We start from the raw sequence: 13,444 nt of genomic DNA, 5'->3' as shown, positions 1-13,444 counted from the left end.
ACTGACAATCCCGACCGCGCACGGCTCCCGGGACGCTCTGTCGGTGCCGCGTGACAGGATCGGCCCCGGTAGGCGTACGCATCGGCACATACAGCGCACCGCGCCCGTGCGCGGCCGGCTCGAACTCGAAGAGGAGTGCACCATGGCCACGAAACCGCCCGCAGGTGACCCGGTCCAGGACGCACCGAGGGTCGAACCGGCGCAGCACGCCGCCGCCGGGCTGCCGGCCGTGGCCCACAGCCTGCTCATCGCCCAGCAGCAGATGGGCGTGCGGCGCACCGCGCAGACCCTCCTCAAGGTCAACCAGAAGGACGGCTTCGACTGCCCCGGCTGCGCCTGGCCCGAGGGCGACAAGCGGCACACGGCGGAATTCTGCGAGAACGGCGCCAAGGCCGTCGCCGAGGAGGCGACGCTGCGCCGCGTCACCCCCGGCTTCTTCGCCGCGCACCCCGTCGCCGACCTCGCCTCGCGCAGCGGGTACTGGCTGGGCCAGCAGGGCCGGATCACCCAGCCCATGTACCTCCCGGAAGGCGCCGAGCGGTACGAGGCGGTGACCTGGGAGCGGGCCTTCGGCATCATCGCCGAGGAGCTGCGCGCGCTCGGCTCCCCCGACGAGGCCCTCTTCTACACCTCGGGGCGCACCAGCAACGAGGCCGCGTTCCTGCTCCAGCTCTTCGCCCGCGAATTCGGCACCAACAACCTCCCCGACTGCTCCAACATGTGCCACGAGTCCTCCGGCTCGGCACTGACGGAGACCATCGGCATCGGCAAGGGCAGCGTCTCGCTCGAAGACCTCCACCGAGCGGACCTGATCGTCGTCGCCGGGCAGAACCCCGGCACCAACCATCCCCGGATGCTCTCCGCCCTGGAGAAGGCCAAGTCCGCGGGCGCGAAGATCATTTCGGTGAATCCGCTGCCCGAGGCCGGCCTGGAGCGGTTCAAGAACCCGCAGACCCCGCTCGGCATGATCAGGGGCGCCGCGCTCAACGACCTCTTCCTGCAGATCCGCATCGGCGGCGACCAGGCACTCTTCCGGCTCCTCAACAAAATGATCCTGGAGACCGCGGGCGCCGTCGACGAGACCTTCGTACGGGAACACACCCATGGTTACGAGGAGTTCGCGGCCGCGGCCCGCGAAGCCGACTGGGAGCAGACCCTCACCGCCACCGGCCTCACCCGCGGCGCCATCGAGGAGGCCGTCGCGATGGTCCTCGCCTCGAAGCGCACCATCGTGTGCTGGGCCATGGGCCTCACCCAGCACAAGCACTCCGTTCCGACCATCCGCGAAGTCGTCAACCTCCTCCTGCTGCGCGGCAGCATCGGCCGTCCCGGCGCCGGAGTCTGCCCCGTCCGCGGCCACTCCAACGTCCAGGGCGACCGCACCATGGGCATCTTCGAGCGGCCCGCTCCCGCCTTCCTCGACGCCCTCGACAAGGAATTCGGGATCACCTCACCCCGCCACCACGGCTACGACGTCGTCCGCTCCATCCAGGCCCTGCGCGACGGCGACGCCAAGGTCTTCTTCGCCATGGGCGGAAACTTCGTCGCGGCCACCCCCGACACGCAGGTCACCGAGGCCGCGATGCGCCGCGCCCGCCTCACCGTCCACGTCTCCACCAAACTCAACCGCTCGCACGCCGTGACCGGCACCCGCGCGCTGATCCTGCCGACGCTGGGCCGCACCGACAAGGACGTCCAGGCGAGCGGCAAGCAGTTCGTCACCGTCGAGGACTCCATGAGCATGGTCCACGCCTCACGCGGCAACCTCACCCCCGCGAGCCCCCACCTGCTCTCCGAGCCCGCCATCGTCGCCCGCCTCGCCCGCGCCGTCCTCGGCCCCGGATCGGCCACCCCCTGGGAGGAGTTCGAGAAGGACTACGCGACGATCCGCGACCGCATCTCCCGCGTCGTCCCCGGCTTCGAGGACTTCAACGCCCGCGCCGCCCTGCCCGGCGGTTTCACCCTCCCGCACGCCCCGCGCGACGAGCGCCGCTTCCCCACCGCGACCGGCAGGGCCAACTTCACCGCCGCACCCGTCGAGTACCCCGAACTCCCCGAAGGCAGACTGCTGCTGCAGACCCTGCGCTCGCACGACCAGTACAACACCACGATCTACGGCCTCGACGACCGCTACCGCGGCATCAGGGGCGGCCGCCGCGTCGTCCTGGTCAACCCCGACGACGCCCGGACCCTCGGCCTGGCCGACGGCGCGTACACCGACCTGGTCGGCGAATGGAAGGACGGGGTGGAGCGCCGCGCACCCGGCTTCCGCGTCGTCCACTACCCGACGGCCCGGGGCTGCGCCGCCGCCTACTACCCGGAGACCAATGTGCTGGTCCCCCTCGGCGCCACGGCCGACACCAGCAACACCCCCGCCAGCAAGTCCGTCGTCGTGCGCTTCGAGAACGTCCGGGCGCAGAACGCCCGGGGCTGATCCGCGCACACAATCCACTAAGCGTTCGCTCAGTCGTCTGATAAGAACGATGCACACAGCAATAAAGCTATGAACCACCGCAGACGATCGGAGCCGGACCCCATGGGCGAGCACACCACACCCAAGTTCCCCCAGGAGATCATCGACGAATACGCCGCACTCGGCGTCGACCTGCCCGCCCTGTTCTCCGCCGGCCACCTCGGCGAGCGGATGGGCGTCACGATCATCGAGGCCTCCGCGGACCGCGTCGTCGGCACCATGCCCGTCGAGGGCAACACCCAGCCCTACGGACTGCTCCACGGCGGCGCCTCCGCCGTCCTCGCCGAAACCCTCGGCTCGATCGGCTCCATGCTCCACGGCGGCGCCTCCAAGTTCGCCGTGGGCGTCGATCTGAACTGCACCCACCACCGAGGGGTACGCAGCGGCCTCGTCACCGGCGTCGCCACCCCCGTACACCGCGGCCGCTCCACCGCCACGTACGAGATCACCATCACCGACGAACACGACAAACGGGTCTGCACCGCCCGCCTCACCTGCATGCTCCGCGACGCGTCCGGCCCCGGCACCGCCTGACCGACCGAAACACAACACAACGCACCCTCGACACCACTGCCCAGCCGGATCCCAAACCGGCCGGGCAGCGGCATTCCCACCCACAACCACCCACGAACACAGCGCAGTTGAGCAAACAAACCGGCCAACACCCTTGACCACAGCTCCCGTTGCGTGGCTCACTCGGCACCCCGGCCACACTCGACGCACAACCCCGCACACACAACACCGCGTCGACCACACCCCACCCAATGTGACACTGCGTAACCGGCGCGCCCTGCGCGAACACCCCCGCGCCACACCCCGGCCCCGACCCCGCAGCCGCCGGGCGACTCCGCACGCCCCCGCGAACCCCTCCACACCCCGCACCGCGCGACAGCAGCAAGATCGACCCAAGCCCCTTAGCAGAGCTGGGCGTTCTCACCATGCGGTCAATTCGCCGACCGGTAAAAAACCGTACATGTCAGCACAGCCACCTCAAGCCTTGCTCAAGGGCATAACAAGACAGTCACATCCTGCGGCGGACCCATCCCGGACCACCACACCTGCGCCTAGAGTCACCGCCAGTCACCGCGCCGCCGGGCGCGTCCAGCACGGCCCTGTACCAACCAGTACGGCCCGGCGAACGACACGGCACCTCAAGCAGAGGAGGCCGCGCCAGGGAAAGGACCTTTCGTGCGACACCGTTCTTTGCTCATACTCACCACAGTGCTCACCACCGGAGCACTGACACTCACCGCCTGCGGGTCGCGCGACGACAGCAACAACAGCAGCAGCGGCGACACCAAGACCGTCGTCATCGGCGTCGACGCGCCCATCACCGGCGACCTGTCCGCCCTCGGCCTCGGCATCAAGAACTCCGCGGACCTCGCCGCCAAGACGGCGAACAAGGAAAAGACCGTCCCCGGCATCAAGTTCGAGGTCAAGCCGCTCGACGACCAGGCACAACCCTCCGTCGGCCAGCAGAACGCCCAGAAGTTCATCGACGACGACACCGTCGTCGGCGTCGTCGGACCGCTCAACTCCGGCGTCTCCCAGTCGATGCAGAAGCCGCTCAACGACGCCGGCCTCACCCAGATCTCCCCCGCCAACACCGGCACCGAGCTCACCCAGGGCGAGAACTGGAAGACCGGCGACAAGAAGCGCCCCTTCAAGACCTACTTCCGCACCGCCACCACGGACCAGATCCAGGGCGCCTTCGCCGCGAAGTACCTCTTCAACGACGCGAAGATCAAGCAGGTCTACCTCATCGACGACCAGAAGCCCTACGGCGCCGGCCTCGCCGCCTCCTTCAAGAACACCTTCACCACCCTCGGCGGCAAGATCGTCGGCACCGACCACGTCAACCCCGACGACCGCGACTTCAACGCCGTCGTCACGAAGGTCAAGAAGTCCGGCGCCAAAGCCGTCTACTACGGCGGCGAATACCCCGCCGGCGCACCCCTGAGCCAGCAGCTCAAGGACAGCGTCCAAATCCCCCTCATGGGCGGCGACGGCATGTACAGCGCCGACTTCATCAAGCTCAACAAGAAGGCCCAGGGCGACATCGCCACCTCCGTCGGCAAGCCCGTCGAAGAACTCGACTCCGCCAAGAAGTTCATCGCGGACTACAAGACAGCCGGCTACAAGGACGCCTACGAGGCCTACGGCGGCGGCACCTACGACGCCACCTGGTCGATCATCGAAGCCGTCAAGCTCGCCGTCTCCGAGAACGACGGCAAGCTCCCCGACAACGCCCGCGCCAAGGTCCTCGAAGCCATGAGCAAGGTCAAGTTCGACGGCGTCACCGGCCCGGTCTCCTTCGACGAATACGGCGACACCACCAACACCATGATGACCGCCTACCAGGTCGACGGCGGCAAGTGGACCTCCAAGCTCAGCGAGGCCTACAAGCCCTGATCCACGCCCTCCCGGCCCCACACCGAACGACACCAGACCGCGCGGGAGCGCCACCAGCGCTCCCGCGCGGTGCCATATCCGAACCACTCCACGGAGGCCCTGCGGTGAACGAACTGCCGCAACAGCTGGCCAATGGACTCATCCTCGGCGCGATGTACGGTCTCATCGCGATCGGCTACACGATGGTCTACGGAATCATCCAGCTCATCAACTTCGCCCACGGCGAGATCTTCATGATCGGAGGCTTCGGAGCTCTCACCGTGTACCTCTGGATGCCGGCCGGTGTCTCCCTCCTCGCAATCATCCCACTCATGATCATCGGCGGCGTCATATGCTCCGTCGCCGTCAGCACAGCCGCCGAACGCTTCGCCTACCGGCCCCTGCGCAACGCCCCCCGACTCGCCCCCCTCATCACCGCGATCGGACTCTCCCTCGCACTCCAGCAAGCCATCTGGAAGTGGTACCCCGACGCGAAGAAGGACCGCTCCTTCCCCCAGTTCAAGGGCGAAGCGATCGACATCTTCGGCGCCCACATCCAACGCGGTGACCTCTTCGTCCTCATCACCGCACCCATCTGCATGCTCGCCCTCGGACTCTTCGTCTCCAAGACCCGCTCCGGCCGCGGCATGCAAGCCACCAGCCAAGACCCCGACACCGCAAAGCTCATGGGCATCAACACCGACCGCATCATCGTCATGGCCTTCGCCATCGGTGCCGCGTTCGCCGCCGTCGCCGCCGTCGCCTACGGACTCAAAAACGGCCAGATCGGCTTCAAAATGGGCTTCATCATGGGCCTCAAAGCCTTCACCGCAGCCGTACTCGGCGGCATCGGCAACATCTACGGCGCCATGCTCGGCGGCGTCGTACTCGGAGTCGCCGAATCCCTCGCCACCGGCTACATGAGCAACGTCCCCGGCATGGAACTCTTCGGCGGCGGCGCCTGGAAGGACGTATGGGCCTTCGTCCTCCTCATCGTCGTCCTCCTGCTCCGCCCCCAGGGCCTGCTCGGCGAACGCGTCGCGGATCGGGCGTGATACGGATGACCACCAACCCCACCACCCCCGACACCGCCCCCTTCCTCCCCCTCCCCGCAGCCGCGGCCCGCATCGGCACCCTCACAGGCGCCGCCGTCGCACTCGCCGGCACCTTCCTCGCCTGGACCTGGACCAGCGAATTCCCCGGCGACCTCACCGTCACCGGCTACCCCGGCGGCCTCCAAGTCCTCACCCTCATCAGCGCCGCACTCACCCTGCTCTTCGCCCTCTCCGGGTACGGCATCCGAGGCCTCGGCTGGCTCACCCCCGGCGGCACCAACAGCCCCACCCGCCTACTGGCCCTCGGCACCTTCGGCACCACCGGCTACACCATCGGCGCCATCGCCTACGACCTCGGCGGCATCGTCAACCTGGAACCCGGCGCCTGGGTCAGCGGCACCGGCGCCCTCATCGCCGCCATCGCCGCCCTCGGACTCCCCGGCGACCAACCACACACCCTCCCCGGCACCACGACCACCGCCTGGCAGCGCTTCCGCAACAGCCTCAGCGCCCCACCGGCCCGCCGCGCCAACCCACTCCCCGACTGGGCCGAGATCCTCATCATCGTCGTGTCCTTCGGCATCGGCCTCCAGGTCTTCGCCTACGGCATCGACACCGACTACACCGAACTCTTCATCGGCTTCCTCATCACCGTCGGCTTCGCCTTCACCGCACTCCACCGGGCGGGACTCGTCACCCGCCTCACCGCGCTGACCACGAAGCACCGCAACATCACCCTCGCCGCCGCCCTCGTCGCCGCCGTCTGCTTCCCATTCACACAGCAGAAGGAGGAATACGCGCTCATCGGCGCCAACATCCTCATCTTCGGCACCGTGGCACTCGGCCTCAACGTCGTCGTCGGCCTCGCCGGCCTCCTCGACCTCGGATACGTCGCCTTCCTCGGCGTCGGCGCCTACGCCGCCGCCCTGGTCTCCGGCTCCACCATGTCGGCCATCGGCGTCGAATTCCCCTTCTGGGCCGCCGTCCTGACCGGCGCCGGCGCCTCGCTCGTCTTCGGCGTCCTCATCGGCGCCCCCACCCTGCGACTACGCGGCGACTACCTGGCCATCGTCACCCTCGGCTTCGGCGAGATCTTCCGCCTCACCGTGAACAACCTCAACGGCAACAGCGGCCCCGACCTCACCAACGGCTCCCAAGGCATCCCAAGCATCCCCGACCTCAAATTCTTCGGATTCGACTTCGGGCTCAAACACGACATCCTCGGCTTCAACCTCGGCAGGTCCGCCAACTACTACCTGCTGATGCTCGTCTTCACCGCCGTCGTCGTACTCGTCTTCCGCCGCTCCGGAGAATCCCGCATCGGCCGCGCCTGGGTCGCCATCCGCGAAGACGAAACCGCCGCCACCGCCATGGGCATCAACGCCTTCCGGCTCAAACTGCTGGCCTTCGCCCTCGGCGCCACCCTCGCCGGCCTCGCCGGAACCGTCCAGGCCCACGTCAACTACACCGTGACACCCGAGCAATACCAATTCGCCGGCTCCGTACCACCCAACTCCGCGTTCCTCCTCGCCGCCGTCATCCTCGGCGGCATGGGAACCCTCAGCGGACCCCTCGTCGGCGCCGCACTGCTCTACCTCATCCCGGCCAAGCTCCAGTTCATGCAGGACTACCAACTCTTCCTCTTCGGCGTCGCACTCATCCTCCTGATGCGCCTGCGCCCCGAAGGCCTGGTCGCCGACCGCAGGAAGCAGCTCGAATTCCACGAGACCGACCAGCCCGACGTACCGGAGCCACGGCAGCCCGACGACACCGGCGCCGGCATCGCCAAGGCGGGGGCGTGACCACCATGACCACCACCACGAAGACCGCCACCACCGTCCTCGACGCCAACGGCGTCACGATGCGCTTCGGCGGCCTCACCGCCGTACGCAACGTCGACCTCACCGTCAACACAGGCGAAATCGTCGGCCTCATCGGCCCCAACGGCGCCGGCAAGACCACCTTCTTCAACTGCCTCACCGGCCTGTACGTCCCCACCGAGGGCACGGTCAGCTACCAAGGCACCGTCCTGCCCCCCAAGCCCCACCTCGTCACCCAGGCAGGCATCGCCCGCACCTTCCAGAACATCCGGCTCTTCGCCAACATGACCGTCCTGGAAAACGTCCTCGTCGGACGCCACACCAGGACCAAGGAAGGCCTCTGGTCCGCCCTCCTGCGCCTCCCCGGCTTCACCAAAGCCGAGCACGCCAGCCGCGAACGAGCAAGAGAACTCCTGGAGTTCATCGGCCTCCAGGACAAGGCCGACCACCTCGCGCGCAACCTCCCCTACGGAGACCAGCGCAAACTGGAGATCGCCCGCGCACTCGCCAGCGACCCCGGACTCCTGCTCCTCGACGAACCCACCGCCGGCATGAACCCGCAGGAAACCCGCGTCACCGAAGAACTCATCTTCGCCATCCGCGACCAGGGAATCGCCGTCCTCGTCATCGAGCACGACATGCGGTTCATCTTCAACCTCTGCGACCGCGTCGCCGTCCTCGTCCAGGGCGAGAAACTCGTCGAAGGCACCTCCGACGTCGTCCAGAGCGACGAACGCGTCGTCGCCGCCTACCTCGGCACCCCCTTCGAAGGCGCCCCCGGCGCCGACGAGGTCGCCGAGGTCGAAGCCGCCGAAGCAGGCGCCACCAAAACAGCCGGCACCACCAGCACCCCCAGTGCCCCTGACACCACCGGCACCACCGGCACCACCAGCGCCGACGAGGAGGACACCCGATGACCGCACTGCTGGAGGTCGAGGACCTCCGTGTCGCCTACGGCAAGATCGAAGCCGTCAAGGGCATCTCCTTCACCGTCGAAGCCGGCCAGGTCGTCACCCTCATCGGCACCAACGGTGCGGGCAAGACCACCACCCTGCGCACCCTCTCCGGACTGCTCAAGCCGGCCGGCGGCCGCATCGTCTTCGACGGCAGACCACTCACCGACATCCCCGCCCACAAGATCGTCGCCCTGGGCCTCGCCCACTCCCCCGAGGGACGCCACATCTTCCCCCGGCTGACGATCACCGAGAACCTCCAACTCGGCGCCTACCTCCGCAACGACAAAGCAGGCATCGAAAAGGACATCCAGCGCGCCTACGACCTCTTCCCCATCCTCGGGGAACGCCGGAAGCAGGCCGCCGGAACCCTCTCGGGCGGCGAACAGCAGATGCTCGCCATGGGCAGGGCCCTCATGTGCCAGCCCAAACTCCTCATGCTCGACGAACCCTCCATGGGCCTCTCCCCGATCATGATGCAAAAGATCATGGAGACCATCGTCGAACTCAAGGCCCAGGGCACCACCATCCTGCTCGTCGAGCAGAACGCCCAAGCCGCACTCTCCCTCGCGGACCACGGCCACGTCATGGAAGTCGGCAAGATCGTCCTCTCCGGCACCGGCGCGGACCTCCTCCACGACGAGTCCGTCCGCAAGGCCTACCTCGGCGAGGACTGACCCCCTCCCCTACGCACGACAGAGGCCCGCACCCCGATCGAACCGGGGCGCGGGCCTCTCTCACGGCCTCACACGACTACTGATCGCCGTCCTTCGCCGCCCTCTTCTTCTCCTCGGCGTCCTCGATCAACGCCTCCGCAAGCTGCTGCATGGACAGCCGACGGTCCATCGACGTCTTCTGGATCCACCGGAACGCGGCCGGCTCCGACAGCCCGTAATCCGTCTGCAGAATGCTCTTCGCCCGGTCCACCAGCTTCCGCGTCTCCAACCGCTGCGCGAGGTCGGCGACCTCACCCTCCAGCGCCTTCAGCTCCGCGAACCGCGACACCGCCATCTCGATGGCCGGCACCACATCGCTCTTGCTGAACGGCTTCACGAGGTACGCCATCGCCCCGGCGTCCCTGGCCCGCTCGACGAGATCACGCTGCGAGAACGCGGTGAGCATCAGGACGGGCGCGATGGACTCCTCCGCGATCTTCTCCGCAGCGGAGATCCCGTCGAGGACCGGCATCTTCACATCGAGGATGACCAGATCCGGCCGGTGCTCCCGGGCCAGCTCGACAGCCCTCTGCCCGTCGCCGGCCTCGCCGACGACCGCATAGCCCTCTTCCTCCAGCATCTCTTTGAGGTCGAGACGGATGAGCGCCTCGTCCTCGGCGATGACGACGCGGGTCGTCAGCGGCGGAACGTGCGACTTGTCGTCGTCGGCGGGCTGGGGCGACTCGGGGGCGGTCACGGGGGCTCCTTGATCAAGTCAGGGGTACTGCTGCCAAGAGCCTACCTAGTTACGGTATGTTTGAGGCACGGAGGTTCTCCGATATCCTTCGTTTCGAAGGGGCCCCGGTAGCCCAGCGGTAGAGGCCATGGATTCAAAACCCATCCAGCGTCGGTTCGAATCCGACTCGGGGCACTCCTCCTTCGATTGCAAGGTCGGGATGCCTGCTGGCGATCTTCACTCTTGCTGATGAACGCACCTTCGAATCTGGCACACGTCAGCCGAGGTCGCGCGAGACTCCACCGCATGGAACAGCACAATCCATCGATACGTGACGAAGCACTCTCCCTCTTGCGGAGCGGCTCCACTAATCGAGCGGTTGCACAGCTCCTCAACGTACCTCGCGGAACAATCGGCTGGTGGCTGCACCAGGATCGCAAGCAACGCGGGGTGCAGTACGAGCAGCCCACCGACTGTCTGACATGTACTGGGCGAGACTTCGATCGCGTCGCGTACGCGTATCTCCTGGGGCTCTACCTCGGCGACGGCCACATCATCTCCAAGCCCAAACAACACCACCTGTCGATCTTCTGCGGCGACGCGTGGCCCGGCCTGATCGATGAAGCAGAGTCGGCAATGCGCAGAGTGATGCCCATGCCGCGCACCGGTCGACGCCACAGAAACGGCTGCGTCGAGGTCAAGTCCTACACAAAGCACTGGACATGTGTCTTCCCTCAACACGGTCTCGGCAAGAAGCATGAACGCCCCATCGTCCTCGAACCCTGGCAGCAGGATGTCGTCGACGCTCACCCTTGGGACTTCATCCGCGGACTCATCCACTCCGACGGCTGCCGGAACATGAACTGGACGACCCGGATGGTCGGTGGTGTACGGAAACGCTACGAGTATCCGCGGTACTGGTTCACAAACGTCTCGGACGACATCCGGCAGCTCTACACCGACACCCTGGACAAGCTCGGCATCGAGTGGACGCACTGCACGCGCGCGGGCAAGAAGTACAACATCTCCGTCGCCCGACGGGCATCCGTCGCACTCATGGATGCTCACGTCGGGCCGAAATACTGAGAGGCCCTACTTCGGGCTGTCGTCCTCGCCGATGCGGTGCACCCGGACCAGGTTCGTCGATCCTGGAACCCCCGGCGGGGAGCCGGCCGTGATGACCACGACGTCGCCCTTCTCGCAGCGGCCGATCTTCAGCAGCTCCTCGTCGACCTGGGCCACCATCGCGTCCGTCGATTCCACGTGCGGGCCGAGGAAGGTCTCGACGCCCCAGGTCAGGTTCAGCTGGGAGCGGGTGGCCGGGTCCGGGGTGAAGGCCAGGAGCGGGATGGGCGAGCGGTAGCGGGAGAGGCGTCGGACCGTGTCGCCGCTCTGGGTGAAGGCGACCAGGAACTTGGCGCCCAGGAAGTCGCCCATCTCGGCCGCCGCGCGGGCCACCGCGCCGCCCTGGGTACGGGGCTTGTTGCGATCGGTCAGGGGCGGGAGGCCCTTGTCGAGGATGTCCTCCTCGGCGGCCTCGACGATGCGGGCCATCGTGCGGACCGTCTCGACGGGGTACTTGCCCACGCTGGTCTCGCCGGAGAGCATCACCGCGTCCGTGCCGTCGATGACCGCGTTGGCGACGTCGGAGGCCTCGGCGCGGGTGGGGCGGGAGTTGTCGATCATCGAGTCGAGCATCTGGGTGGCGACGATGACCGGCTTGGCGTTGCGCTTGGCGAGTTTGATCGCGCGCTTCTGGACGATCGGCACCTGTTCCAGGGGCATTTCGACGCCGAGGTCGCCGCGGGCGACCATGATGCCGTCGAAGGCTGCGACGATGCCGTCGATGTTCTCGACGGCCTGGGGCTTCTCCACCTTGGCGATGACGGGGAGGCGGCGGCCCTCTTCGTCCATGATGCGGTGGACGTCCTCGATGTCGCGTCCGCTGCGGACGAAGGAGAGGGCGATGATGTCGGCGCCGGTGCGCAGGGCCCAGCGGAGGTCTTCGATGTCTTTTTCGGAGAGCGCGGGGACGGAGACGGCGACGCCGGGGAGGTTGAGGCCCTTGTGGTCGGAGACCATGCCTCCCTCGATGACGGTGGTGTGGACGCGGGGGCCGTCCACTTCGGTGACTTCGAGGGTGACGCGGCCGTCGTCGACGAGGATGCGTTCGCCTGCGGTGACGTCGGCGGCCAGGCCGTCGTAGGTGGTGCCGCAGGTGTGGCGGTCGCCTTCCATGGGTTCGACGGTGATGGTGAAGGTGTCGCCGCGTTCAAGGAGTACGGGGCCTTCGCGGAAGCGTCCGAGGCGGATCTTCGGGCCTTGAAGGTCGGCGAGGATGCCGACGCTGCGGCCGCTCTCGCCGGAGGCCTTGCGTACGCGGTGGTACCGCTCTTCGTGTTCGGCGTAGGTGCCGTGGCTGAGGTTGAGGCGGGCGATGTCCATTCCCGCTTCGACCAGTGCCTTGATCTGGTCGTATGAGTCGGTGGCGGGGCCCAGGGTGCAAACGATTTTTGCTCGGCGCATGGTTCGAGCCTAAGCCTTACCTACGGGTAGTTAGTTGGCCGTACATGACTGCTCAACAACCTTTGAATGAAGGGTTGTTGACAAGTGTTGAATTGTGCGCCGGGGTGCTCGGATGAGCATTCTCTTTATAGTTTTGGCGGTGACATGACGAAGCGGGCGTTCACCTGTGCGTAGACGGTCTGGCGTTGTGGTTCGAGGTCGAGGGCGGGGGCGGGTTCGGCTGCCGCTCCTCCGTAGGCGGCGCGGCTGTGGATGCCGCCGGGGGCGACGGGCATGGGGGCGGTGAGGGGGGCGTTCTCCGCGCCGAGGTCGGCGAGTTCCACCAGGGCGGTGAGGTGGGCGCCGAGGGCGTCGGCGTATTCGCGGGCTCGCTGGACGGCTTCGCGTACGGCGTGGCGGCGGGCGTTGGCGTGGGCGGGGGAGTCGGGGCGCAGGGACCACCAGGGGCCGTTGACGCGTGTCATGTCGAGGTCGGCGGTGCGGGTGGTGAATTCGCCGAGTGCGGTGAAGTCGTTGAGGACGGCGGTGACGTGGACGCGGCCGTGGTAGGCGCGGATTTTTTCGTCGCGGCCGCGTTGGGTGAGTTCGGGGGTGATGGAGAATGCGCCGGTTTCGAGTTTTTCGATCGCTTGTCCGTAGGTTCGGGCTAGTTCGAGGACGTGGTTGTTGCGTCGGGTGAGGTCTTCGAGGGCGGCGCGGCGGTCTTTTCCGCGGGTGCTGATGGTGATGGCGATGGTGGCGGTTTCGGGGTCGACTTCGAGGCGGGCTTCGCCCCGGACGGCGACGCGGGGGTGGTCGGGGGTGCCGTAGGGCGGCGGGGTGTCGGTCATGTGT

Annotated in this window: 11 protein-coding genes and 1 tRNA gene; 9 read left to right on the top strand and 3 right to left on the bottom strand. The window is 67.3% G+C overall.

Annotated elements, in window-relative coordinates; genetic code table 11:
• Positions 1 to 142: 142 nt before the first annotated feature.
• The 7 genes from ACFVT1_RS21225 to ACFVT1_RS21195 all read left to right on the top strand — a co-directional run bounded on the left by ACFVT1_RS21225 (position 143) and on the right by ACFVT1_RS21195 (position 9,369).
• Positions 143 to 2,434, top strand: a complete 2,292-nt coding sequence (locus ACFVT1_RS21225; protein WP_389797588.1) for an FdhF/YdeP family oxidoreductase — start codon at positions 143 to 145, stop codon at positions 2,432 to 2,434.
• Positions 2,435 to 2,536: 102 nt separating this feature from the next.
• On the top strand, positions 2,537 to 3,007 hold the full coding sequence (locus tag ACFVT1_RS21220; protein ID WP_389797585.1) for a PaaI family thioesterase: 471 nt from the start codon (positions 2,537 to 2,539) through the stop codon (positions 3,005 to 3,007).
• A 669-nt stretch (positions 3,008 to 3,676) separates the two neighbouring features.
• On the top strand, positions 3,677 to 4,885 hold the full coding sequence (locus ACFVT1_RS21215) for a branched-chain amino acid ABC transporter substrate-binding protein (protein ID WP_389797771.1): 1,209 nt from the start codon (positions 3,677 to 3,679) through the stop codon (positions 4,883 to 4,885).
• A 104-nt stretch (positions 4,886 to 4,989) separates the two neighbouring features.
• A complete protein-coding gene (locus ACFVT1_RS21210; protein WP_389797582.1) occupies positions 4,990 to 5,919 on the top strand; it encodes a branched-chain amino acid ABC transporter permease in 930 nt (309 codons plus the stop codon).
• Positions 5,920 to 5,924: 5 nt separating this feature from the next.
• Entirely contained in the window at positions 5,925 to 7,721 is a 1,797-nt protein-coding gene (locus ACFVT1_RS21205; protein ID WP_389797579.1) for a branched-chain amino acid ABC transporter permease, read from the top strand.
• Positions 7,722 to 7,726: 5 nt separating this feature from the next.
• On the top strand, positions 7,727 to 8,656 hold the full coding sequence (locus tag ACFVT1_RS21200; RefSeq protein ID WP_389797768.1) for an ABC transporter ATP-binding protein: 930 nt from the start codon (positions 7,727 to 7,729) through the stop codon (positions 8,654 to 8,656).
• Entirely contained in the window at positions 8,653 to 9,369 is a 717-nt protein-coding gene (locus ACFVT1_RS21195; protein ID WP_389797576.1) for an ABC transporter ATP-binding protein, read from the top strand. Before ACFVT1_RS21200 ends, ACFVT1_RS21195 begins: the two co-directional genes overlap by 4 nt.
• Before the next feature lie 76 nt (positions 9,370 to 9,445).
• On the opposite strand, the gene ACFVT1_RS21190 is transcribed toward ACFVT1_RS21195, so the two are convergent.
• Entirely contained in the window at positions 9,446 to 10,105 is a 660-nt protein-coding gene (locus ACFVT1_RS21190) for an ANTAR domain-containing response regulator (RefSeq protein WP_389797573.1), read from the bottom strand.
• Between the two features lie 101 nt (positions 10,106 to 10,206).
• Between ACFVT1_RS21190 and ACFVT1_RS21185 the strand changes: the two genes are divergently transcribed.
• Positions 10,207 to 10,279: transfer RNA gene (locus ACFVT1_RS21185), tRNA-Leu, on the top strand.
• Between the two features lie 111 nt (positions 10,280 to 10,390).
• Entirely contained in the window at positions 10,391 to 11,170 is a 780-nt protein-coding gene (locus ACFVT1_RS21180) for a helix-turn-helix domain-containing protein (protein ID WP_389797570.1), read from the top strand.
• A gap of 6 nt (positions 11,171 to 11,176) precedes the next feature.
• Here ACFVT1_RS21180 and pyk read toward each other — a convergent pair whose 3' ends face one another.
• A complete protein-coding gene (gene pyk / locus ACFVT1_RS21175) occupies positions 11,177 to 12,610 on the bottom strand; it encodes a pyruvate kinase (RefSeq protein WP_389797567.1) in 1,434 nt (477 codons plus the stop codon).
• Between the two features lie 125 nt (positions 12,611 to 12,735).
• Positions 12,736 to 13,440 carry an SIMPL domain-containing protein gene (locus ACFVT1_RS21170; RefSeq protein ID WP_389797564.1) on the bottom strand — a complete coding sequence of 235 codons (705 nt, stop codon included), beginning with the start codon at positions 13,438 to 13,440 and terminating at the stop codon, positions 12,736 to 12,738.
• Positions 13,441 to 13,444: the final 4 nt, after the last annotated feature.

It is taken from the genome of Streptomyces sp. NPDC057963 (genome assembly GCF_042887155.1).
GTDB lineage: Bacteria > Actinomycetota > Actinomycetes > Streptomycetales > Streptomycetaceae > Streptomyces.
This window is presented reverse-complemented; position numbering and strand designations above follow the sequence as displayed.